Source organism: Rhodospirillales bacterium (assembly GCA_023898785.1).
Taxonomy (GTDB): domain Bacteria; phylum Pseudomonadota; class Alphaproteobacteria; order Micavibrionales; family Micavibrionaceae; genus TMED27.
The window spans coordinates 1,369,491-1,392,423 of record CP060239.1; the positions used below are offsets into that span (position 1 = coordinate 1,369,491).

General features: G+C 50.4%; 18 protein-coding genes. 11 read left to right on the forward strand and 7 right to left on the reverse strand.

Translation table 11 applies throughout. From position 1 onward, the window contains the following. Window positions 1-46: 46 nt before the first annotated feature. Both rnd and H6859_06905 read left to right on the forward strand, forming a co-directional pair. Window positions 47-1,219 (forward strand): ribonuclease D, encoded by a 1,173-nt coding sequence (gene rnd, locus H6859_06900; GenBank protein USO04886.1) that lies wholly within the window; start codon window positions 47-49, stop codon window positions 1,217-1,219. A 32-nt stretch (window positions 1,220-1,251) separates the two neighbouring features. Continuing rightward, window positions 1,252-1,794: a histidine phosphatase family protein gene (locus H6859_06905; protein USO04887.1), complete on the forward strand. Its 543-nt coding sequence runs from the start codon at window positions 1,252-1,254 to the stop codon at window positions 1,792-1,794. A gap of 22 nt (window positions 1,795-1,816) precedes the next feature. On the opposite strand, the gene H6859_06910 is transcribed toward H6859_06905, so the two are convergent. The 3 genes from H6859_06910 to H6859_06920 are packed head-to-tail and all read right to left on the reverse strand — an operon-like array spanning window position 1,817 to window position 4,984. Continuing rightward, window positions 1,817-2,521, reverse strand: coding sequence for a DNA replication protein (locus tag H6859_06910; GenBank protein ID USO04888.1), 705 nt, complete (start codon window positions 2,519-2,521; stop codon window positions 1,817-1,819). Next, entirely contained in the window at window positions 2,522-3,649 is a 1,128-nt protein-coding gene (locus tag H6859_06915; GenBank protein USO04889.1) for an AI-2E family transporter, read from the reverse strand. A gap of 12 nt (window positions 3,650-3,661) precedes the next feature. After that, window positions 3,662-4,984 carry a DUF2066 domain-containing protein gene (locus H6859_06920; protein ID USO04890.1) on the reverse strand — a complete coding sequence of 441 codons (1,323 nt, stop codon included), beginning with the start codon at window positions 4,982-4,984 and terminating at the stop codon, window positions 3,662-3,664. Window positions 4,985-5,079: 95 nt separating this feature from the next. Between H6859_06920 and H6859_06925 the strand changes: the two genes are divergently transcribed. The 4 genes from H6859_06925 to H6859_06940 all read left to right on the forward strand — a co-directional run bounded on the left by H6859_06925 (window position 5,080) and on the right by H6859_06940 (window position 10,296). Next, window positions 5,080-6,153: a phosphoribosylformylglycinamidine cyclo-ligase gene (locus tag H6859_06925; GenBank protein USO04891.1), complete on the forward strand. Its 1,074-nt coding sequence runs from the start codon at window positions 5,080-5,082 to the stop codon at window positions 6,151-6,153. A gap of 1 nt (window position 6,154) precedes the next feature. Continuing rightward, the gene (locus tag H6859_06930) at window positions 6,155-6,754 is read left to right on the forward strand and encodes a phosphoribosylglycinamide formyltransferase (protein USO04892.1); all 600 of its coding nucleotides are present in this window, start codon (window positions 6,155-6,157) and stop codon (window positions 6,752-6,754) included. 78 nt (window positions 6,755-6,832) lie between these two features. Then, on the forward strand, window positions 6,833-6,988 hold the full coding sequence (locus H6859_06935) for a hypothetical protein (protein USO04893.1): 156 nt from the start codon (window positions 6,833-6,835) through the stop codon (window positions 6,986-6,988). Window positions 6,989-7,083: 95 nt separating this feature from the next. Next, a complete protein-coding gene (locus H6859_06940; GenBank protein USO04894.1) occupies window positions 7,084-10,296 on the forward strand; it encodes a response regulator in 3,213 nt (1,070 codons plus the stop codon). Window positions 10,297-10,312: 16 nt separating this feature from the next. On the opposite strand, the gene ndk is transcribed toward H6859_06940, so the two are convergent. Further along, entirely contained in the window at window positions 10,313-10,735 is a 423-nt protein-coding gene (gene ndk / locus H6859_06945) for a nucleoside-diphosphate kinase (GenBank protein ID USO04895.1), read from the reverse strand. A 142-nt stretch (window positions 10,736-10,877) separates the two neighbouring features. Between ndk and H6859_06950 the strand changes: the two genes are divergently transcribed. Then, the gene (locus H6859_06950; GenBank protein USO04896.1) at window positions 10,878-11,864 is read left to right on the forward strand and encodes a hypothetical protein; all 987 of its coding nucleotides are present in this window, start codon (window positions 10,878-10,880) and stop codon (window positions 11,862-11,864) included. A gap of 6 nt (window positions 11,865-11,870) precedes the next feature. Here the strand turns inward: H6859_06950 and alaS are convergent, their stop codons facing one another. Next, window positions 11,871-14,546 (reverse strand): alanine--tRNA ligase, encoded by a 2,676-nt coding sequence (alaS, locus tag H6859_06955; protein USO04897.1) that lies wholly within the window; start codon window positions 14,544-14,546, stop codon window positions 11,871-11,873. 39 nt (window positions 14,547-14,585) lie between these two features. Here alaS and H6859_06960 point away from each other — a divergent pair, with 39 nt between their 5' ends. Continuing rightward, a complete protein-coding gene (locus tag H6859_06960; GenBank protein ID USO04898.1) occupies window positions 14,586-15,338 on the forward strand; it encodes a histidinol phosphate phosphatase in 753 nt (250 codons plus the stop codon). 89 nt (window positions 15,339-15,427) lie between these two features. Here the strand turns inward: H6859_06960 and H6859_06965 are convergent, their stop codons facing one another. After that, entirely contained in the window at window positions 15,428-17,482 is a 2,055-nt protein-coding gene (locus tag H6859_06965) for a lytic transglycosylase domain-containing protein (GenBank protein USO04899.1), read from the reverse strand. 103 nt (window positions 17,483-17,585) lie between these two features. Further along, the gene (locus H6859_06970; protein ID USO04900.1) at window positions 17,586-18,458 is read right to left on the reverse strand and encodes a uracil-DNA glycosylase; all 873 of its coding nucleotides are present in this window, start codon (window positions 18,456-18,458) and stop codon (window positions 17,586-17,588) included. Between the two features lie 120 nt (window positions 18,459-18,578). On the opposite strand from H6859_06970, the gene H6859_06975 reads away from it, so the two are divergent. Genes H6859_06975 through H6859_06985 form a run of 3 tightly spaced genes read left to right on the forward strand, consistent with a single transcriptional unit; the run spans window position 18,579 to window position 22,930 of the window. Next, window positions 18,579-20,183 carry an electron transfer flavoprotein-ubiquinone oxidoreductase gene (locus H6859_06975; GenBank protein ID USO06725.1) on the forward strand — a complete coding sequence of 535 codons (1,605 nt, stop codon included), beginning with the start codon at window positions 18,579-18,581 and terminating at the stop codon, window positions 20,181-20,183. Window positions 20,184-20,195: 12 nt separating this feature from the next. Further along, window positions 20,196-22,025, forward strand: coding sequence for a tetratricopeptide repeat protein (locus tag H6859_06980; GenBank protein ID USO04901.1), 1,830 nt, complete (start codon window positions 20,196-20,198; stop codon window positions 22,023-22,025). Further along, window positions 22,022-22,930, forward strand: coding sequence for a 4-(cytidine 5'-diphospho)-2-C-methyl-D-erythritol kinase (locus tag H6859_06985; GenBank protein USO04902.1), 909 nt, complete (start codon window positions 22,022-22,024; stop codon window positions 22,928-22,930). Before H6859_06980 ends, H6859_06985 begins: the two co-directional genes overlap by 4 nt. Window positions 22,931-22,933: the final 3 nt, after the last annotated feature.

Below are 22,933 nucleotides of genomic sequence, written 5' to 3' on the forward strand. Positions count from 1 at the left end.
GCAAAGGTTTTATTGCATTTTTTATTGAAGGTAGTAAACACAGTGCATGCTTATTACCGAACAAAGACCCCTCGAAGAGTTTTGTGCGTCCCTGAAGACCTGTGACTTTATCACTGTCGATACCGAATTTCTGCGCGAAAAAACCTATTATCCGAAGCTTTGCCTGATCCAGATCGGGCATCCGAATGGGGAGGCTGCGGCGATTGATCCGCTGGACCATGATCTTGATCTCGCCCCCGTATACGATCTCTTGAGAGATGAGAAAATTCTCAAGGTTTTTCACGCGGGACGACAGGACCTGGAGATTTTTTTTAATCTGACGGGCACAGTCGTGGCGCCTTTGTTTGATACACAAATCGCGGCGATGGTATGCGGATACGGTGATTCTGTCGGCTATGAAAATCTGGTGCGTAGCATTACTGGACATAGTCTTGATAAGAGTGTGCAATACACCAATTGGTCGAACCGCCCGCTAAGCGAAAAGCAAATCGCTTACGCGCTTGGCGACGTGACCTATCTGGTTGAAGTGTATGAAAAACTGGCGGTGGAGCTAGAGAAGCGCGGGCGCACCGCGTGGGTGTTTCAGGAGGAGGATATTCTGGCCGATCCGGCAACTTATGCGAATGATCCGTATGAAGCCTGGCAGCGTGTGAAGGTGAAATCTCCAAAACCGAAGACATTGGCGGTGCTGCGCGAGCTTGCCGCTTGGCGAGAACGCCGCGCTCAAGAAAAGGATTTACCGAAAAGCTGGGTAATGCGCGATGAAACGCTGGCGGATATGGCGGCACAAATGCCAAAAGATGTTAAGCACCTGAAAAAAATCAGGAATATGCCCGGCGATCTGGCCGAAAGCCGACATGGTAAAATGTTGCTATATCTTATTAATGTTGCCCTTAACAGCAACCCTAAAAACTGGCCGCAACCGAAGAAGAAAAAACCCGTACCACCGAGAGTCTCGGCAACAGTTGATATTTTGCGCATGCTGCTCAAAATTCAGGCGGCACAGCATGATGTTGCTACAAAGTTGCTATCTTCTACTGAAGACCTAGAGGCTATCGCAATGGAGGATGACGCAGACGTTCCGGCGCTAAAAGGCTGGCGTTACGAGGTGTTTGGGCGCGAAGCTCTGGCGGTTAAAAAAGGAGCGTTGGCAGTGGGGCTCAAAGGCTCTAAGATTGTTAAATATAAGGTCGACGCGCAAACGGATTTGTGGGATTAGAGTCAGGACCTGAAATAAAGGATTGAAACGTTTTGAAACGTCTGCTTTTACTTCGCCATGCTCAAGCGCTGCCCGCCAATGGCGGGCAAGACTTTGATCGCGCCTTAAGTCCGAAAGGGCTTGAAGATGCGCGCGCTTTAGGGCAGGCGCTTCGTCAACGCGGATTGATCCCGGATTATATTTTATGCTCTTCGGCCAAACGTACGCAGCAAACCTGCAAAGAGTCGTTATTTCAAACCGATGAGCACAAAATTCACAGCAGCTTTAGCAAAGACATTTATAGCGCCAGCCGCGGAGATTTGTTTCACCTAATCCAAAATGTGAGGGACAATCCTGCAACCTTAATGCTTATTGGGCACAATCCGGCAATCTATGAGTTGGCTGTTATGCTCGCTGCTGCTGGTAATGACGCGGTGCTGGCGCGGCTTAGTAACGGGTATCAACCTGCCTCTTTAAGCATTATTGAAGCGCCGATTGATGATTGGGCGGCGCTTGACCCGGATAAATGCCAGATTGTCGATTTGCTTGATCCGCTGGATTATAACGCCCCGGCGCGGCCGACACGCTGGACATAGGTTTTTGGGCCTTGCGTTTACGTCACGACAAGTCGCTTTGCAGATCCGTCAGAACCTGACGAATCAAGGGAATGGATACGCCTCTTTTTCGTGCATATGCCATTTTGTCTGCATTTTCTACAATGTCTCTTGCCGCAAGAAATGAGCGTTCCATGCGCGGCAGGATATAGCTAATCACCTCGTTGCCGACAAGCAATTGACGATCGCTAAATAATTTTATGAGCACAGAGCCGAGCAACAGATCATCCGGCGCTTTAATGGTGGCGAGCGGCGCAGCGCGGAAACGCGAGGCCAAATCGGCAATCACAAAATCGCTTTGGGTCGGGTTCATGCGGCTGGTGACAAGTAGGCTGCGGCGTTCCTCGCGGATAATGTTATAAAGGTGGAACAGGGTTGTTTCAGCTTCCAGGTCGCCGATCCACAGGTCAATGCCGTCTATAACAAGACGCTCCCCCTTCGCGGCAAGATCTTCAGCGCTATGCCGAGCGAGCATATCGGGATTAATCAGCGTTGCACCGGTTTTTTCGCCCCACACAGCAGCGAGGTGTGTTTTCCCGCTTGCCGCCGGACCGCTAATCACCAGCAAAGGCGCTGGCCAGTCAGGCCAGCGGTCGATCCAGGCTATGGCCTCAGCATTGCTGGAGCCGATTAGAAAATCCTCCATGCCGTGCGCAGGGCGCAAGGCCAGATCGAGCGGTATTTGCTGAGCCGCGCCGTTCTTGACCATTTATGCCTCTTTCTTTTTGGAGGACTTTTTAGAAGATTTTTTGGGCTTTTTTGCGGGTTGTTTTTCCGGCTCTTTGCTCTGGCCGTAATAGGGGCTGGTTTTGTATTGCGTGATGGCGAAAGCCAGCAATACGCCTGCTACCGCGGCAACCGGCACAGCCAGCAACATACCCAAAATGCCGAACAGGCTGCCGCCTGCCAGCAATGCAAAAAAGACCCAAAGCGGGTGCATGCCGACGCTTTCGCCAACAATTTTTGGGCTAAGAATATTGCCTTCAATAATCTGCCCAATCAGGAATATTGCGGCGATGATGGCAACAAAGGTTAGGTCCCCGGTCTGGAACCATGCGACTGCAACACTGATTACGAGGCCAAAAGCAGAGCCAACCATAGGAATTATTGAGAGCAAACCAGAGGCAAGGCCAATAAGAAAACCATATTTGAGGCCAGCAGTCGTTAGGGCGATTGCGTAGGAGAGTCCTAAAATTACCGCAACGCTGATTTGTCCGCGTACAAACCCGGATATTTTGACATCAATTTGTTTGAGCAAATCGAGAATTGTATTTTTTTGCTGCTGCGGCAAGAGATCCTCCACCCAAGCGGTTATATGCATCCATTCTTTCATCATGAAATAGGCAATGATCGGGGTAAACACAAGCACAGAGATCATGTCGAGGACCGCCTGGCCACCGGCGAGCATTCCTTGTAAGAGTTGCTTTGTAACCTGTGCGACGCTACCGCTATGTTTACTAAGCAGGGCTTTGAGGTCGGCACCGTTTTCCTGCCCCAACACTTCAGAAACACGCTGCATATGCGGCTCTAGATAGACAAGCACCATATCAATGTAGCTAGGTAAATCTTCTATCAATTGCAGGCTTTGTTTGTAAAGAACAGGGGCAAGCAACGCTAAAAAGGTGCCAACGACAATGAAAAACAGAATCAGGATAACCATCGCTGCGAGGCCTCGGCCCAGCTTGATACGGCCCAAGGCACCCACAAGCGGGTTCAGAAAATAGGCGATGGCAAGACCGAGCACAAAAGGTAAAAGCACCGCTTTAAAAATAAAGACAAGGCCGAGAAATGCGGCAAAAGCCAAAGACCAAAACAGGGCATGATTGCGCGGGTTCATTTTACGACCTTTTTAAAATTGCGATTGATAGTACGGCTGGCCCTGATTTTGTCCAGCGTTATTATCGGGGCGCGGATAAGGGGTATTGGGGCGTAGCGGCGTTTGATAGGAGGGTTCTTGATAAGGCGCAGCTTGCGGCATGTGTCGAGTCGTGAGTTCGTATACCGTTTGCACCTTTTTATCATTACCGTCTAAAAACCCACCGTGCATGCCTTGCGAATAGTCTGTGTTCATGCTCCCGGTGTTATTTTGCATGCGCCGCTCATTTAGATATAGATCAGCTTGTTCCAAAGCCAGCTTTAGACGTTCTATCGTTCCATCAAATGTAATCTCGACACAGGCTTCTTTGAGGGAAAGCGCCTTCAGGGCAATATTGGAAACCCCATTGACACGCTGCAGCCTGCGTTGAAGATCCGACCATTCCTGCAGTGAGGCAAAGCTCACACGCGCTTCAATCGTGCCGTGCTGACGGGCATCGACCACTGTCTTTTTCTTCCAATCACTGCGCAGGACTTGTTTAACACTCTGCACGGCGCGAATATATATCTGGTTTGGATCCTGACCTGGTAAAGCCCGTTCGAAAATCTGGTGCACATATTCAGGCTGCGTACGATCGGTGCGATAAAGCTGAACATTCAGCGCTGTGCCTTCAGCCTTCGCAATGGCGATGACAGCTTCACTTGCGTCATAACGCCGGAGCATATTATCCAGCGCGCGCCGCGAATAAGTCAGCGCTTCATCATCGCCAATATCGGATACGTCGCCGAGATCGCCGAGAGGCACGACGAGAGGCACAAGCCCGCTGCTCAAATCCGGCACAGTAGACCATGCCTGCATCCAAACATTTTGATAAGACCAGAGAATTGTGCCCTGCCCGGTTTCGAGAAATGGTAAAATCAGCACTGGTTTGCTCACCACGTCAGTATATTGCGCGCCCTGGCCGGAGAAATAGCGCTTTACGCTACGATCTTCGAAGCGAAATTTATAGGTCCCGATATAGCGCTTGGAGGACAGTTTTTCGTTGCTGACCTCGTAATCTTTAATCATGGTCGATATGCTCATAACCGGCGGGCGCTCGAATGTCTTAAGCTCGTTTTCCGAGAGCATGCGTGCGGCCAGTATATCGAAGGCCTTAACCTGTGCCTCTTCGAAGGCTTGCTCGCGGGCTTTCAAAGCGTTCTCAGCCGTAATATCGACCGTCACATTGTCAACGGCAAACAAGGATTCAACAAAGGCCTGCGCAGTGGAAGGCACTGTGAGCAGCATAAAAAAACATGTGCCAAGTACGCTTAAGGCTGTACGAGCCTTCGCAAAAGTCTTATAGAGTATGACCATGGGCAAGCCCCTTGTTTATTTTGGGATTCTCACGTGAGAGTGCCTTTTGTTATAACGGGCTGCAAGAATTATTGGAAGTATTAAGAGATAAAGTCATGAGTGAAAGCGCATATAAGCAGGCCGGGGTGGATATTGAAGCAGCAGCCAAGCTGGTTGAAAACATCAAGCCGCATATCGCCAAGACCAAGAGATCCGGGGTGATGAGCGGCATTGGCGGTTTTGGCGCGCTGTTCGATTTGAAAGATACGGGCTATACCGACCCTGTTTTGGTTTCGGGCACAGATGGCGTCGGGACGAAGATCAAAATCGCGATTGATTCGGGTGTTCACGACACAATCGGGATTGATGCGGTGGCAATGTGCGTTAATGATATTGTTGTGCAGGGCGCGGAGCCGCTGTTTTTCCTCGATTATTTTGCAACAGGCAAGCTTGATACCGGCGTTGCGGAAGATGTGATTAAAGGCGTTGCCAAGGGCTGTGAGCTTTCAGGCTGCGCGTTGATTGGCGGGGAGACAGCCGAGATGCCGGGTCTGTATGCAGACGGGGATTACGATCTGGCGGGTTTTACAGTGGGTGCGGTTGAGCGTGAAGATATAATCACCGGCGCGGATATTGGCGATGGTGACACTCTCTTGGGGTTGGCATCTTCGGGGCTGCATTCGAACGGGTTTTCGCTGGTGCGTAAGATTATCGAAAGTACACAAGGGTTTGATTATGAGGCGTCTGCGCCGTTTGCAAAGGGCCAAACCATGGCCGAAGCCTTGCTCACGCCGACGCGGCTGTATGTGAAATCGATTTTGGCGGCGCTCACAATCCGTGATGATGTGGGCAAACCTGCGATTAAGGGGATGGCGCATATTACAGGCGGAGGGCTGCTGGAAAATGTGCCGCGGATGATGCCGAAGGGCTTGTGTGCGGAAATTGATTGTACAGCGTGGGAATTGCCGTCTGTGTTCAAGTGGTTAATGGAGGCGGGCAATCTGAATGCTAATGATATGGGCACGACCCTGAATGCCGGCATAGGCATGGTTGTGGCCGTCCCAAAGGCCTATAAAGACGCTGTGCGCACAAGTTTTGAGGAGAACGGCGAGCGTGTTTATGAGATTGGGCGGGTTACGAAAGGCGGTGCGCCTATAGTCTTGCGGAATGCTGAGGAGTGCTGGGGCTAGGATGAGCGCAGATAAACTCAATCTCGCCGTTTTTATTTCCGGTAATGGCAGCAATCTGCAAGCCCTGATCGATGCGTGCAAGGACCCTGACTTTCCGGCCCGCATTGCGCTAGTGGTTTCGAACCGGCCCGGAGCGTATGGTTTGGAGCGCGCGAAAAAGGCTGAAATCCCTGCTATTACAATCGATCATAAAAACTATACGAGCCGTAGCGAATTTGAAAATGCGCTCCAGGATACGCTCAAAGATTATCCGGTGGATTTGATCTGTCTGGCCGGGTTTATGCGTATTTTAAGCGCGGGTTTTGTCAATCGCTGGACGAACAAAATCATCAATACGCACCCGGCCCTGCTGCCGAAATTCGGCGGTAAGGGGATGTATGGCGAACATGTTCATAGAGCTGTTCTGGACGCTGGCGAGCCGCAGAGCGGTTGCAGTATTCACTATGTCATTCCTGAGGTTGATCAGGGTCCGGTGATTGTACAAAAGGCCGTGCCGGTTCAGGCAGGCGATAGCGTGGAAACGCTGGCGGCGCGCGTGATTGCGCAGGAGCATATCGCATACCCCGAAGCTGTGAGGATGATTGCTGAAAAGCAACTTTAAAAAACCATACTTGAAATCGATTTCATTTTCCCGTCTAATTTTCAGGAAAGAGACTACAAGCCTTAAAAGAGGATCAGTATGAATCATAATTCCCCCATAGAAGACGACCCCCAGCAATTGCAGCATGCTAACGATTTATGGCGCAGTTTCTTACACAAAAGCAAAATCAGCATTTTACTGATTGTTCTGGTTATCATTGGATTGGCTCTGGCGTTCGTGCCTGCAAGCTCTTAGAAGTAAAATATTCCGCATTTTTATCAAAAGCTTAACCTTTTCCAGCGTAAATTGACGTATAGTATCTGGTGGGTGGGGTTTTAAAAAAATTTCGGATGGATATGATCATTGTTCAGGCTGCATCAAAACTAAAACTAACTGCCGCTAAGGCGTTGATATGTTTTGTGCTTTTTGCGCTGGCATTCGGTGTGCCAGTTTACTGCTCTTTCAACGATGCGCAGGCGCAAATTACCCCTTCCTCACGGGTAGAGCTGATTAATGATCATGAGCGCGTTTTCATTGGCAAAAACATATATGTGACGCCTGATCCTGAAAGAAAATTCAACTTTGAAACTTTGGCTAAACGCCATATCAACAACCTGAAAGGTACGCGCCAGACAAGTAATGTCGTACATATGGGTGCGGCGCCACAGCCTATGTGGATGATTTTTTCTGTGACTAATAAATCACGATATGATGATTGGGTTTTACATTTTGGGGATTTGTTTGACGGGCGTTTTGGGCTGATCCGCTCCATTGCGCTTTATAATGCCAGCAGCGGCGAGACGATTATTAAATCATCAACAGCTAATACTGAGGCAGTGCATTTCGAGCGTTTACAAGCCAATACTGTTGCGCTGAACATTCCTGCCGGGAAAACCCAGCTTTTCACTTTGTATCTGGAAGCCGCTCCTGGCGTTGTGAACAGCATTGCGCCTTCTATTATGAGCACAAAATCCTATCAAATGCATATTGTCAGCCCTTCACTCCTGGTTATGGTTTTCTGGGCCTTTCTCCTTGGCGTCGCCGGGTTTTTCCTTGCGTTTTATAGCCTGCAGAAAAGTGAAGGTTTTGTCTTTTTCAGTTCGTATTTTATTTTTGGAGGGCTTTTATTTTACGCTTACGGGTCGGCTTTTTATACGCCTTCAGCTCTTATCGCAACATCACTCAACGCAATGGTGGTTTTGCCTACCATTGCGGCGGTTTTTATTGCCAAGCGGTTTTTAGAGCTTCATATCGGGCAAGATCTGGCTAATTTGCTGAGCCTGATTGATGCGCTCAGTGTCGGGGTCGGAGCCGGACTTTGTCTGCTCTTGGCTGGTTTCTCCAGTGTTCTGGACGAATATTTACTCCTTATGCCCTCGCTCGTCACCATGCTTTTTTTGTGCGCGGTGAGCATGGCGCAAGCCCAGCAGGGGCGATACGGCGCACTGTTTTTAGCGGCTGGCTTTGCCGCCAGCTTTGCAGGCTTACTTTCTCTGTTTCTTGCGGCAATGGGAGCAGGTAACACAGGATTTCTTCTTTCGATATATTGGGGCCTATTAGCACCCCAAGCTTTGCTCTTTGTTCTGGCTACGCTGCAAAATATTCAAATGAACCAACGCGAAGAGTTTTCAAATGTGGCGCGAGAGAACCGGGCGGCGCAATCGCTTGCGCGCATCAAGCAATCACAAGAATCAGCAGATCAGGCCCGGCTACTGCGCGTGATTGAGCGTGAACGCGAATTGATGGCTGAGCTGCGTGAACGGGAAATGCAGCGTACACAGGAGATGCGTAAGGCCAAAGAGGCCGCCGATGAAGCAAACCGCGCCAAGTCTGCTTTCCTGGCATTGGTTAGCCATGAAATTCGTACCCCCATGAACGGGATTGTGGGTATGTTGCGCCTGCTTATGGATACGAACATGACGAAAGAACAAACTGAATATACGCAGGCCATTCAAAATTCAGGCGATACAATGATGGCGCTGCTCAATGATATTCTCGACTTCGAAAAAATTGAAAGCGGCAATATGCATCTTGAAATCATTGATTTCGACATGGTGCAGCTTGTTGATGACGTTGTCACGTTAATGTCAGGCCACGCCGCAGGAAAAGGCATTAAGATAAAGGCCCAAATTCAGGATGGATTTCCTGAAAGCCTAAAGGGCGACCCAACCCGCTTGCGTCAGGTTTTACTTAATTTAGTCAGTAATGCGGTTAAATTTACCGATCAAGGACATATCACCATTCAATTGGGATTTGAACCAAAGGATGATGAAGAAAACCGCCGCATCTATGCCATTAGTTGTTCCGTGCGAGATACCGGAATTGGCATAGCCGAAGAGGTGCAAAAGAGTCTCTTTAATCCTTTTATTCAAGCCGAAAAAAGCACTTCACGCAAATACGGCGGAACAGGTTTGGGGTTGGCTATTTGCCGCCGTCTTATTGAGTCCATGGGCAGTACAATACAGCTTGATAGCAAACCGGGCGAAGGCAGCACTTTTTCCTTTGTCTTGACAATGAGGGGCGGACAAAAAGCTTTTAGCGAGAACGCCCATGATATGGAACAAGGCTCCCTCCCACAGCGCATCATTGAACCTTTGCGTATTATGGTGATTGAAGATAACGAGATGAACCGGCGAGTGCTGGAAGGCTTTTTGAACAAAGGCAAGCATCAGATAATTATGGCAGAGAACGCCGAAGAAGCCTTAGATATCCTTGAAAAAACACCTGAAGACCAGCGCTTTGATGTCGTCATTACCGACATCCGCCTGAGCGGCATGGATGGGATGAACTTCACGCGCGCGTTGCGTCAGTTCGAAATAAATGCGCATGCCTGTACGCCAGTGATTGCTCTATCGGGCAATGTCAGCGCCGAAGACCGCGAGGAATACGCTAGCGCCAACATGAACGGTTTTCTGGCCAAGCCTCTTGATCCGAAAGCGCTGGAGGCTCTGCTCATCAAGGTGAGCGAAGATGAATTAGACGTACCTGTGAAAACCGAAGCAAGACAGACACGCGCTCCTATCTTGAACGTCGTACCCCCAAAAACCCCGTCCTCCTCCTCGGACCGCGCGCCAATAGAGGACATGATTACCGGTCTGGCTTTTGATCCGGAGATAGAACTGGAGGATGATTTTGATTCTTTTCAAATCGCGCATGACTCTTCTGGTCAAAATCATGAAGAATATGATAGTTCTTCCGAAAATGCGGAGGACCGTAATCTTTTTGATTCAGCGCTGTTACAGGGGTTAATTGACAGTCTTCCTAAAGGTCAATTTGATGAGTTATTGCAGAGTTTTTTGGATAAAACTGACGAATTGGTTGAAACCCTGCAAAATGCGAAAGCGAGCGCCATGGGCGTAGAGACCATTTATGACCGAGCGCATGAGTTAAAGGGTATGGCCGCTAATTTTGGACTAACCGGGGTGAGTACGGTTGCTGCCAATATTGAAGCGGGTGCTAAAAATGCAGATCTGGATGCTGCTCTCAAGGCTATTGAAGGTTTGGGAGATATAAATGAAAAAGCCCAGGCTGCATTAAAAGCCTGGGCTTCGTCATATTCTTAGAGCTACGCTTTTGTCGTTAGCCGACAATCTCTTCCGGCTTGAAGAAATATTCAATTTCGATCTTAGCATTTTCAAGGCTGTCAGAACCGTGGACGGAGTTTTCGCCAATCGATACAGCATATTCTTTGCGGATTGTGCCCGGCGCGGCTTCTTGCGGGTTGGTCGCGCCCATAACCTCACGGTTCTTGGCCACAGCATCCTCGCCTTCAAGAACCTGCACAACGACCGGTTCGGAGCTCATAAATTCCACCAGCTCACCAAAAAACGGGCGCTCCTTGTGCACAGCGTAAAAGCCCTCGGCCTGCTGTCTGGTCATGTGAATGCGCTTTTGGCCAACGATGCGCAGGCCTGCTGCCTCGAGCTTGGCGTTAATCGCGCCGGTCAGGTTGCGGCGGGTCGCATCGGGCTTAATGATTGAAAATGTGCGCTGTGTGGCCATGTTTTTATCCTTTTGGCTATAAATTCAAAATGTTCGCACGTTATAGCTGTGCAGGCCATGAAGGGCAAGAGGGGATTTTTATGTTGCAAAATCAAAACAACAACTCTACAAATATGGAAAATTTTGTACAGTGGTGAAGCACATGTCTGAAAAAACAAAATTTAACGCCATGACCAACCGCCACGACTTCCATGAGGTCGTGGACGAACTTTTTGCCGCACTTCGTCCCCAAAAACAGCAAAAGAACTTTTTTAATGCTCTTTCCGCACAAAAACGAGAAGAACTCACCACGGCGTTTAATCGAACAAGCATGGCGCGGAGCACTTTTCTTCAATACATGGAGGATCTGGCAAGACTTATAGGCCATAAATACGTCACTGATTTCGTTATCCTCGACAGCCCCAAAGATCTGGAAAAGGCTGCGGAAAAAATGTTCGACGAAGATCGTAATATGCACGATCTGAACCGGGGGAGAGTTTTATTTACCTCTTATGAACAGTACGAGCTTTTCATCAGGCGTTTTGTGCAAAAGAAAGGCTCCAAAAAGTTTCATGAAACATGGCAGGATAAAATTACCGTCATCGAAGGAAAGCAAGATGATTACCTTAAAAAATGCCGGAAAAGCGGTTATGCCGGCGCATATCATTTCGATGTTCAGGTTGCTTGCGGGAAAGATCAGAAATGTGCCGAACTTGAAATACAAATGATGCCCAAAGATATGGTCGGGACATATGATCTCTCGCATCATTTATACGACCTCATAAAGGTTATTGAATACGAATCCAAGAAGCGCGCTCTATCTGATGCCGAAAACACTGTTCTAAGGGCTTTGATTACTGCCAATACGGCTTTATGGGACCATGCCGCGCTCCAAACCGGTTTTATTCAGGCCCGTGAAAGACCGCGTCCACACTATGTATCCGAACAAGACTATGCCGAGTCCTCGGCGCTTTTAACAACTTTGCTCGGTCGCCTTTATGCGAAAAATGAAAACAAGCGAACCAGGAAAGAACGGTGGTTAATTGCCGCTCTGGAAGAGGCAGGCTATGCGCTCAACGCTGTCTACCATTTACAAAAACAAAACAGGCCCAATGCGCATCAGGATTTCTATGAAACACCTGAAAACTGACGGGCTTTAACCCGCCATCGCCTTTTCAATCCCCGTCACCGCGTCATTGGCCGCGCTGGCATCGGGACCGCCGGCCTGAGCCATATCGGGACGGCCGCCGCCGCCTTTGCCGCCGAGTTTTTCCGCGCCGAGTTTGACCAGATCGACCGCGTTGATTTTGGCGGTCAGGTCTTCGGTGACGGCGACAACGATGGAGGCTTTGCCGTCATTGGTGGCCACCAATGCAATCACGCCGGAGCCGAGTTTTTTCTTCAGATCGTCGGCCATGGGTTTAAGGTCCTTGGGCGGGAAATCTTCGAGCACCTTGCCAATGAATTTCACGCCGCCAATGTCCTTGATATCGTTATCGGAAGCCGAGGCGCCTTGCTTGCGGCGCTGATCGGAGATTTGTTTTTGCAGCTTTTTATTGGCGACGCGTAAGGCCTCCTCATCGCCAAGATCGACCTTTTCAGGTTGGCCGCCGAGGGCCTCAAGGTCTTTGCACAGCGCGGCATAATCAGCGGCCAGTTTATCCAGCACAGCTTGCGCGGCGGCTTGTTTGTCCTGTTTATATTTCTCGACCGCTTCGCCGGTGATGGCCTCGAGGCGGCGCACGCCTGCGGACAGGGCGCTTTCGGAAATGATTTTGAACGGGCCGATCTCGCCGGTTTTTTTGACGTGGGTGCCGCCGCAGAGTTCGATGGAGAATTCGCGGTTTTTGTCTTTTGTGCCCATGGCAACAACGCGAACCTCGCTGTCATATTTCTCACCGAACAGCGCCATCGCGCCGGTTTCACGAGCTTCATCAAGGCCCATCAGGCGGGTCGTAACAGGCGTATCGGCTTTGATCTCGGCGGCGACGATTTCTTCGACGCGAGCGATTTCTTCGGGCTTGATCGCTTTAGGGTGGGAAATGTCGAAACGGGTGCGCTGCGCATCCTGCAGCGAGCCTTTCTGTGCGACGTGATCGCCGAGCACGCGGCGCAGAGCCTCGTGCATCAGGTGGGTGGCCGAATGGTTGGCGCGGATGGCAGAGCGGCGCATATGGTTGACTTCCATCTGCACATTTTCACCGACCTTCACATCATTGGCGGTTTGCGCCCTATGCGCGAAAATGCTGCCAACAAATTTTTTGGTATCGATGACTTCAATATCGCCATTCGTATGGGTTAGGTTACCCTTGTCGCCGACCTGCCCGCCGCTTTCGGCGTAGAACGGAGTCTGGTTGGTGATGATGTAGCCTTCTTCACCGGATTTGAGCATTTCGGCGCGGTGGCCGTCTTTGACGATGGCTAAAATCTGGCCTTCGGCGGCTTCAACCTCATAGCCGAGGAATTCGGTCGGACCGAAATCGTCGAGAATATCATACCAGATTTTTTCGGTGGCGGCATCGCCGGAGCCGGACCACGCGGCGCGGGCTTTGGCTTTTTGCTCTTCCATGCAGGTGTTAAAGCCGTCTTCATCGACTTCGATATTCTGGCTTTTGAGTGCGTCCTGGGTAAGGTCGAGCGGAAAACCGTAAGTGTCGTAGAGCTTGAAGGCGACATCGCCTGGGAATTTTTTACCGCTGGAGACTTTTTCGGTCTCTTCCTCAAGCATTTTAAGGCCGCGATCGAGAGTGAGTTTAAAGCGCTCTTCCTCGGATTTGAGGGTTTCGACGATCAGGCTTTCGGCGCGGCCAAGCTCCGGATAGGCCTCGCCCATTTTCTCCAGCAGCGTGGGGAAGAGTTTGCACATCAAAGGATCTTGTGCGCCCAGCAAGTGCGCATGGCGCATACCGCGGCGCATAATCCGGCGCAGAACATAACCGCGTCCTTCGTTCGAGGGCATGACGCCATCGGCCATCAGGAAGGCCGAGCAGCGGATGTGATCGGCGATGACGCGGTGAGATGCGCTCATATCGCCATCGGGATCAACGCCCGTCAAGTCGGCGGAGTGTTCAATAAGGCCGCGCATAATGTCGATGGCATAGTTATCGTGAGAGCCCATCAAGGTTGCGGCAATGCGCTCAAGGCCCATGCCGGTATCGACGCTTTGGGCGGGCAGATCGATGCGCGTATCGGCATCGACTTGCTCGTATTGCATGAAGACATTGTTCCAGATCTCGATAAAGCGGTCGCCATCTTCTTCCGGGGAGCCCGGCGGACCGCCCCAGATATGATCACCGTGATCATAGAAAATTTCAGTGCACGGGCCGCACGGGCCGGTATCACCCATGCGCCAGAAGTTATCGTCGGTGGGGATGCGGATGATTTTTTCATCAGCCAGCCCTGAAACCTTTTTCCAGATGGCGGCGGCTTCTTCATCGGAAGAGTGGACGGTGACACAGAGTTTTTCGGCGGGAAGGGCGAAGTTTTTGGTGACCAGTTCCCAGGCAAAAGCAATGGCGTCGTCTTTGAAATAATCGCCGAAGGAAAAATTGCCGAGCATTTCGAAAAAAGTATGGTGGCGCGCGGTATAGCCAACATTATCGAGGTCGTTGTGCTTTCCGCCGGCGCGGACGCATTTTTGGCTGGTCGTCGCGCGGGTGTAGGGGCGCTTGTCCTTGCCGGTGAACACGTCCTTAAACTGGACCATCCCGGAATTCACGAACATCAATGTGGGGTCGTTTTGCGGGACCAGAGGCGAGGATTCGACGACCGTGTGGCCCTTCCCTTTGAAGAAACTTAAAAATTCGCTGCGGATGTCATTGACAGTTTTCATAGCCTGCGCTCTATTTCCTTATTGAGTGAAGGAGTATTTATGAACGAATTTGTAACGCTTGCCAAGAGGTTGGCTGATGAGGCTGGCAAAATTGTTAAGCGCTATTACCGCCAACCGTTTGATGTGATCAGCAAAGAAGACGAAAGTCCGGTGACGATTGCCGATCGCAAGATTGAGGAGCGGATGCGCGAGATCCTTGAAGATGCGCGTCCGCAGGATGGGATTTATGGCGAAGAGCACGGCGTTAAGACTGGTGAGAGCGGGCTTACGTGGGTTCTGGACCCGATTGACGGGACAAAGAGTTTTGTGATTGGGCGCCCGACTTTCGGGACTTTGATTGCTTTGTGCGAGGATAGCATACCCAAGCTAGGGGTGATTGACCAACCGATCCTTGGTGAACGATGGATTGGTGATGGTGAACAGACTTTTTTTAATGGAAGGCCCGTTCAATGTGCGCCTTGTGCCTCCATCGAGACTGCCCGGATCGGCAGCACGACCCCGGCGATGTTTGAAGCAACCGGCCCGGTTTATAAAAATTTCAATGAAGGGCGGTTTTTCTGGGGCGGAGATTGCTATCAATACGGACTGATGGCCTGCGGTTTTGTTGATATTATTCTGGAAGCCGATATGAAGCCGTATGATTATGCGGCGCTGGTGCCCATAGTACAGGGTGCAGGCGGGCATATCTCTGATTTTAGCGGTGCGGCATTGATATTAGAGAGTGATGGCAGCGTTGTGGCCTGCGGCGATCCCGGCCTATGGCCCGAGATGCATAAACGCCTGTCAGCGTAAATTAAGAGCGTCATTGCGAGCGCCAGCGAAACAATCCAAAATAGATTGCCGCGTCGGGCTCAACGCCCTCCTCGCAATGACAATATGTTTTACAATGCATGCGCGTTATATTTCGCAGGCTGGCTGGCGGCGATGGCGTCCAGTGTTGGGGTGTTTTGTCCTTCGCGCAGGCGGTAGATCCAGTAGTTGGACAGCACTCGTTCGACATAGGCGCGTGTTTCACCAGAAGGAATTAGTTCAATAAACAGCAGCGGGTCTTTGACGTCTGACCAGCGGCTCTTCCATTTTGCCAGATTGCCCGGACCGGCATTATAGGCGATCAAGAGATAAATCAGGTCATCTTCAACAACGCTCGATTCCAGCAACTCTTCCAAATAACGCTGTCCCAGTTCCAGATTGGTTTCGGGATGATCGAGCCTTGCGCCTTTCTGATCGGAAACGGATTTGGCCGTGGCGGGCATAAGCTGCATCAAGCCTTTTGCGCCGCTGGGGCTTTTTGCGCGCGGATCAAAGCGTGATTCCTGGCGCATAATTGCATGGACCAACGCCGGATCGATCTTGTAGCCTTCCTGAGGCTGCCAGGGCCCGGTCGGATAAAGTGCGGCGTCATAAAAACTGCCCTGCTCATTGGCCGCAGAACTGGCAGCGCGCAACGCAAGGCCAGGAAGATTTGCGTAAGACGCGTAAGACAGCAGCGCTTTGTGCTGATCATCATTTTCCGGACGGATGCGGATAAGCTCGGCCTGGGCCAGATCGGAGCGTCCTGCCAGCACCAGCGCCATTGCGCGGTTGGCCGCCGGAATTTCGCTTAAAATATCCATGTATTCCTTGGTAAAAGCCGGAACTTTCCAGTTGAAATCAAAATCCTGTCCCAGAGCGCGCGTAGAAATCAGGCCGTAGAATGTACGCGGCTGGTTTAGCCCGCGGCGCAGCCAAATGCTTACGGCCTTGATATTGCCCGTACGCATATGAGCGCGGGCGGCCCAATACGCGCCAGCAGCAGCTGTCCAGCTTGAGGCATAGGGCGAACGCGCAACCACTTCAAAATGGCGCGAAGCAGCGCTATATCGCTTAGCGCGCCAAGCCACCAATCCGGCAATCCAGCCTGCCTTCGGCACATGCAGACCAGAACGCTTTACGCTTTGATCTGCTAATTTTTCCGCCTCATCGGCGTTACCACTATAGAGATAGCCAGCAGCAATTTCACCGCGCAATAAATCATATTCGACATTATCCAAAATAGCGGCATTGGCTTGCAAGGCTTCATGGGCCTGTGATAGCTCTCCTTTTCTGACCAATGAGAAAATATTGCGGTTCAGATCGTTAAGCATGCGAATATCTTCATCACTGCGCGCGCGCGATGAAACATATCTTTTCCCCAGGCGCATGGTCGGCTCGCTTGTACGCGTAATACCGTATGCCTTGCCGGGAACTTGAATCCTTGCATTTACGCCGTCAGGCCTGCGCGCTTGCGCCAATTTGTAAACCTGATCTGCGCCGGGATAATCGGCGAACAGATCCAGCCAACCGCTCAGCTCTGTAAAAGTAGAGTTATAGGCTGTAGGGTGCATGTAGCGTTGAAATAGAACATGACCAAGCAACCTTGGATCGTCTATTTCTTTCATCATGTTATCAGCTGCCCTGATGTCGCCTTTACGCTGATATTCAAAAATTTCTTTGTATAATTCGGCCTGTACTCTGCTTATGGGTTTTTTCGATATACCTTCACGGGTTTTTTGCATCAGCACTTCTATTACGCCAAGTTTGACCGGAATCCTTTCAGGTTTTTGCGGCGGGATCGGCGTTGTTGAAAAATTCAGCAAAGACGCCGTAAACTCCAGAACATTGAAACCAGGCCCAGAGTCTGATTGTTCTTGTGGTTCCGGTTTTGATTCTTGCAGCTGCGTTTCCAGAGTTAGCTCCTTGGGTTCCGGCATCGTTTGCGGTGTTGATTCGATTTTGGATTCTGGAGTTGGCGGCCCTTCTTCCTTGTCTGAAGAAAACAGGTTGAACACTTCAAAGAACAGAAAACTTTCTGTTTTCTCAGGTTTTTTATCCGGAACAGGTGTGTCTTGCGCCCGTGTACTTTGAGGCATAGCGCATACAAGCAGGCATACAACCGCCAGCACAGTAAAACTGCGCATGCGCACCAAACGCAAACTCCAATTTCCGAGCAAAAACAGCATGGATGTGAAATTACAACAATGGCTGAGGAGTGTCTATAATTACAAAAGCTAATGTGATAAATCAGGCTTCTATGAGGCCTAATTCACGGCGCCGTGCTTGCAGTAAGAGCATATCAGCCCAAACAGCTTTTTTTTGTGCGGGTGTGCGCAGCAAATAGGCCGGATGATAAGTTGCAATGGCGGGGATGGGGGCCGCGCCTTCTTGCAATTCGGGAGTTTGAGGCAAATAGTCATGCCAGATCTTTCGCAGGCGTGAAATGCTTTCATCGCGGCCCAGGAGCGCTTTGGCTGAAACGCTGCCACACAGAATGAGCAATTTAGGTTGTATAAGCTGGATGTGACGTTCGATAAAAGGCAGGCTAACCTCAATTTCTGCCGGGGCAGGCGTGCGGTTGCCCGGCGGGCGCCAATTGAGGATGTTGGAGATATAGACGGCCCGCGCGGCATCTTCGGCGCGGCGGTCCAAATCGATGCACGCCAGAATGCGGTCAAGCAATTGCCCGCTGACGCCAACAAAAGGTTTGCCCTGACGATCCTCATCGGCGCCGGGGGCTTCGCCGATCAGCATGACAGGCGCATCGGGGTTGCCATCGGAAAACACCATATTGGTAGCGGTCTTCTTGATACCAATTCCGTCGAATTCGGTAATCGCTTCACGCAACTCTTCGCGCTTCACGCAAGCCAGCGCACGCCTGGCTGCTTCGTTGCGCGCAGCAGATTTGCCAAGCGGAATATTGGATGCTGGAATGCCGGAGTGTTGGAAATCGGGCTGCCGGACAGGCTGATCGCTCGATGCTGGTGATTCCAATATTCCGGTATTCTTTAATTCCAACATTCTGTTTATCGGCTCGTCAGATAAACATATATCTACCCCGTGATCGAGGTAGAATTGGAGTGCCGCTTTGGCGCCAGTTTGCATTTGAGTGGTATTCATTGGCTTTTGCCCTTAAAAGTCTATATTTATGCTTGAGGTTTTAGGTTAAAATATAAGTTCAATATATGAAAGAGGTTCATCTCATTTATGCTCGATTCTCTGCGCTCTGATCGCGAAAATATGGAATATGACGTTGTGATAGTAGGTGCGGGTCCGGCGGGGCTGGCTTGCGCTATTCGATTGAAACAATTGGATACGGATTTGAGTGTTTGTATTCTTGAAAAAGGGTCAGAGGTCGGAGCACATCTGCTTTCGGGCGCGGTCTTTGAAACGCGGGCGCTAGATGAGCTTATTCCTGATTGGGCTGAGAAAAATGCGCCGCTGCATACGCCGGCGACCAACGATGCCTTCCTGTTTCTTACGCCGGATAAGGCTTACCCCTTCCCGACGCCACCGCAGATGCATAACAAGGGCCATTATATTATTTCACTCGGCAATCTGGCGCGCTGGTTAGGTGAGCAAGCGGAAGGACTTGGTGTAGAGATTTTTCCCGGTTTTGCCGCAGCCGAAGTACTTTATAATGACGCGGGCGCTGTGATCGGCGTGGCCACAGGCGATTTGGGGCTTGATAAAGACGGAAACAAAACCGATGCGTTTGAGCCGGGGATGGAGTTGCATGCGCGCCAAACGGTGTTTGCAGAAGGCTGCCACGGCTCACTGACAAAGACGCTAATCGGCAAATATGATTTGCGCGCGGCAAGTGATCCGCAAACCTACGGGCTTGGTATTAAGGAGCTGTGGGAAATTGATCCGGCCAAGCATAAGCCGGGATCTTGTCTGCATACTTTAGGCTGGCCGATGGACCGCAAGACCTATGGCGGGTCATGGATTTATCATCTGGAGGATAATCTGGTTTCCGTGGGTTTTGTGGTCGGGCTTGATTACCAAAACCCTTATCTTAGCCCTTATGAAGAAATGCAGCGTTTTAAAACGCATCCGGCCATTGCGCCACTCTTTGAAGGCGGGCGGCGGGTTTCCTATGGCGCTCGGGCTTTGGTTGAAGGCGGATTTCAATCAATTCCGAAGCTGAGCTTTCCCGGCGGGGTGCTGGTTGGCGATAGTGCGGGTTTTCTCAATGTGCCGAAAATCAAAGGCAATCACACGGCGATGAAATCAGGCATGGTTGCGGCGGAGAGTCTTGCAGCACATTTGAAAAATACGGAAGGTTTTGGCAGCGAATGCGATGCCTACCCCCAAGCGATGAAGAAATCATGGGTGTGGAGCGAGCTTAAAAAAGTGCGCAATATCCGCCCCGGCTTTCATAAGGGATTGTGGCTAGGCTTATTGAATGCAGTTTATGAAACCGTGACGATGGGCCTCTCACCCTGGACGTTAAAAAATCACGCCGATTATGCACAACTCAAGAAGGCCACCGAGTGCACACCGATTGAATATCCCAAGCCTGACGGGGTTTTGACGTTTGACCGGCTGACCTCGATTTCGTTTTCAAACACCAATCACGCCGAGGACCAACCTTGTCATTTGCGTCTACGTGATCCGTCGGTACCGGTGGACATCAATTATACAGAATACGCCGGACCGTCACAGCGCTATTGTCCGGCTGGCGTGTATGAATTTATTACTGGAGAGGACGGCAAAACAAAATTCCAGATCAATTCGCAAAATTGTGTTCATTGCAAAACCTGTGATATTAAAGACCCGTCACAAAATATTGACTGGGTGACACCGCAAGGGGGCGATGGCCCCAATTACCCAAATATGTAAGGCGTAAAAACTATGAATGATCTTTTGAAACATTTGAGTATTGTGGCGGGCCTCATTCTGATTGGCGGGGGCGCGGGTTACGGTGTGTATCAACTGCAAACTTTACGCGGCGGGAAGACAGTGATTGCTGATGAACAGCCACAAGCCGGTATGGAAGTCAGTTTTGATGAGATGGTGCGCGCTATTCATCAACCTGCGCCCTCTTATGAAGGCTCCAGCATTGCGGGTAGCTATCTTTCCGGTCAATTTGCCCAGCACTACCATGACTGGAAAACTGCCGGGCGCTACATGGACTACATTCTGAAGAAAGAGCCGGACAATCCCGCGCTGCTCAAACGCGCAATGGTGCTGGCGATCGGGGCCGGAGATTATGACCGGGCAATGACGTTTGCCCATAATATCATCGAGAATTACGAAAGCACCAATGCGTTGTCGCTGATGTTTCTGACAGCCGAAGCGTTCCGCAAGCAAGATTATAATGCGGCGGCAACTTATATCCAGACGATGCCTGAAGGTGGCCTGTCCGCCTTTATCATGCCGATGCTCTATAGCTGGTCCAGCGCATCGCTTGGCCATTATGACGTTGACGATCTGCAGGATAATAGCATTCATCTGTATCATGCCATTTTAGTATCCGACTTTATGGACAAAAAAGATAACATCAAAAGCATGCTAAAACAGGCTTTGACCCTTGGCGAGCTTAGTCCTGAGGATGTTGAACGCATTGCCGATATTTATGCCCATATTGGTGAGACCAAGAGCGCCGCTGCACTTTATGAGCAGGCGATGAGAATTGAGTCGGAAAATGAGACGCTTCTTAAAAAGAAAGAGGCTGCGGAAAAAGGCGAGAGTCCCGAAATGTTTGTGCGCGTGGAAACCCCGGCGCAAGGTTTGGGAGAAGCATTTTATGATATGGCACGCCTGCTTTCTCATGATTTCAGTGATGAAAGCGCACGTGTTTTTGCTCGTTTGGCCCTCTTTTTAAATCCCGAAGACACTCACTCGCGTTTATTGCTTGCTGATATAGCCGCGCGCAACGAACGATACGCTGATGCGATTGCTCTTTATAAAGGTATAGAGCCTAAGGATAGCGATTTTCTTAAAGCAAGGCGCAGCGCTGCCGACTTGCTTTATGAACAAGGGCGGAGCGACGATGCAATTGCAGAGCTACAACTTCTGGTGAATGATTTTAATGATCTTGAATCTCTTATTCAAATTGGCAACATCCATCGCATCAATGAAAATTTTAAAGACGCGATCAAAAATTATAATATGGCCATTAATACGCTCATCAATACCCTGGGCGAAGTGAGTGAAGATTACTGGTATCTTTATTACGTGCGCGGCATGGCCCTTGAGCAGGACGGGCAGTGGGACAAGGCGGAAGCGGATTTAAAAGCCGCACTTAATTTTCAGCCCGATCATCCTTATGTTCTGAATTATCTCGGCTATGCGTGGGCGGATCAGGGCAACAATCTGGACAAGGCGCTGAAAATGATTGAGAGCGCCGTAACTTTGCGTCCCAATGATGGCTATATCACCGACTCATTGGGCTGGGTGTATTACCGGATGGGACGCTATAAAGATGCCGTACCGCATCTGGAGCGTGCCGTTGAGCTGATGCCTTATGATCCGACCATTAACGATCATCTGGGCGATGCCTATTGGAAAGTCGGGCGTACGATCGAAGCTGAGTTTCAATGGATTCGCGCGAAAAACCATTCCGAAAATGAAGAGCTTATTTTAGCAATTGAGCAAAAACTTTTAGAAGGCTTAAACGATCTTAAAACTGTGAAGCAAGCCCGTTCAGAGCGCAATAAAAGCGCTACAGAAATGCAATGAGCGCGCAGTTGCAGCACCTTTTTGAGGTTTTTGCGCCTGCAAAAATAAATCTTTACCTGCATGTCACTGGTCGGCAGGGCGATGGTTATCATACGCTGGATTCACTTATTTCTTTTGCGGATATTGGCGACAAGATTAGCCTTGAGCCTGCCGAGAGCTTGTCACTTGAAATCACAGGAGCGTTTACACGCGTCTTTAAAGGCAAAGACATTAGCGCGGCGCCGGACTCTACCAATTTAGTGATCAAGGCTGCGTGGGCGTTGGCACGATTGGCTGGGAAAAGTCCGGTTTTCAAAATTACTTTGGAGAAAAATCTGCCTTTGGGCGGAGGAATTGGCGGCGGCTCAAGTGATTGCGCGGCGGCGATCTGGGCGATGCTGGAGCATTGGAATTTGCCGCATGATCTGGACGGGCTGGATGCGCTCATGTTATCTCTGGGGGCAGATGTGCCGGTCTGTTTTGCCTGTCAAACCACGCGTGTGCGTGGCATTGGCGACATTCTCGATCCTGCACCCGTTTTGCCGGAAATACCTATTGTGCTTGCACATCCGGGTAAGGCTTGTAATACGCAGGACGTTTTTAGACGTTTTGCCGGTGGCTTTGCCGAATTGCTCTACCTGCCCCGCAATATTTCAGACGCAGAAACCCTGTGTGCTTTTCTGAGCAGAACGGAAAATGCACTCACCCGCGCGGCTATTCAATGTGTGCCAGAGATACAAAATGTTTTAAACGCTTTCGATGTGCAAAGAGATTGCCTGCTCGCACGGATGAGCGGATCAGGTTCGACATGTTTTGGATTGTTTGACGATGAGAATGCGGCAAAAAATGCGGCAGCGGCGCTTGCTTACGAAAATCCAGACTGGTGGGTGAAATCCGGCTGGCTTGGAATGCCCGCACGGTATTAATAT

Bases quoted from the DNA above. Each gene is read 5' to 3' on its own strand.
- H6859_06965 (USO04899.1), bottom strand. From the start codon at position 17,482: ATGCGCAGTTTTACTGTGCTGGCGGTTGTATGCCTGCTTGTATGCGCT.
- H6859_06930 (USO04892.1), top strand. From the start codon at position 6,155: ATGAGCGCAGATAAACTCAATCTCGCCGTTTTTATTTCCGGTAATGGC.
- H6859_06975 (USO06725.1), top strand. From the start codon at position 18,579: ATGGAATATGACGTTGTGATAGTAGGTGCGGGTCCGGCGGGGCTGGCT.
- H6859_06920 (USO04890.1), bottom strand. From the start codon at position 4,984: ATGGTCATACTCTATAAGACTTTTGCGAAGGCTCGTACAGCCTTAAGC.
- H6859_06940 (USO04894.1), top strand. From the start codon at position 7,084: ATGGATATGATCATTGTTCAGGCTGCATCAAAACTAAAACTAACTGCC.
- H6859_06935 (USO04893.1), top strand. From the start codon at position 6,833: ATGAATCATAATTCCCCCATAGAAGACGACCCCCAGCAATTGCAGCAT.
- H6859_06915 (USO04889.1), bottom strand. From the start codon at position 3,649: ATGAACCCGCGCAATCATGCCCTGTTTTGGTCTTTGGCTTTTGCCGCA.
- H6859_06985 (USO04902.1), top strand. From the start codon at position 22,022: ATGAGCGCGCAGTTGCAGCACCTTTTTGAGGTTTTTGCGCCTGCAAAA.
- H6859_06970 (USO04900.1), bottom strand. From the start codon at position 18,458: ATGAATACCACTCAAATGCAAACTGGCGCCAAAGCGGCACTCCAATTC.
- alaS (USO04897.1), bottom strand. From the start codon at position 14,546: ATGAAAACTGTCAATGACATCCGCAGCGAATTTTTAAGTTTCTTCAAA.
- H6859_06980 (USO04901.1), top strand. From the start codon at position 20,196: ATGAATGATCTTTTGAAACATTTGAGTATTGTGGCGGGCCTCATTCTG.
- H6859_06910 (USO04888.1), bottom strand. From the start codon at position 2,521: ATGGTCAAGAACGGCGCGGCTCAGCAAATACCGCTCGATCTGGCCTTG.
- H6859_06925 (USO04891.1), top strand. From the start codon at position 5,080: ATGAGTGAAAGCGCATATAAGCAGGCCGGGGTGGATATTGAAGCAGCA.
- H6859_06960 (USO04898.1), top strand. From the start codon at position 14,586: ATGAACGAATTTGTAACGCTTGCCAAGAGGTTGGCTGATGAGGCTGGC.
- H6859_06950 (USO04896.1), top strand. From the start codon at position 10,878: ATGTCTGAAAAAACAAAATTTAACGCCATGACCAACCGCCACGACTTC.
- rnd (USO04886.1), top strand. From the start codon at position 47: ATGCTTATTACCGAACAAAGACCCCTCGAAGAGTTTTGTGCGTCCCTG.
- ndk (USO04895.1), bottom strand. From the start codon at position 10,735: ATGGCCACACAGCGCACATTTTCAATCATTAAGCCCGATGCGACCCGC.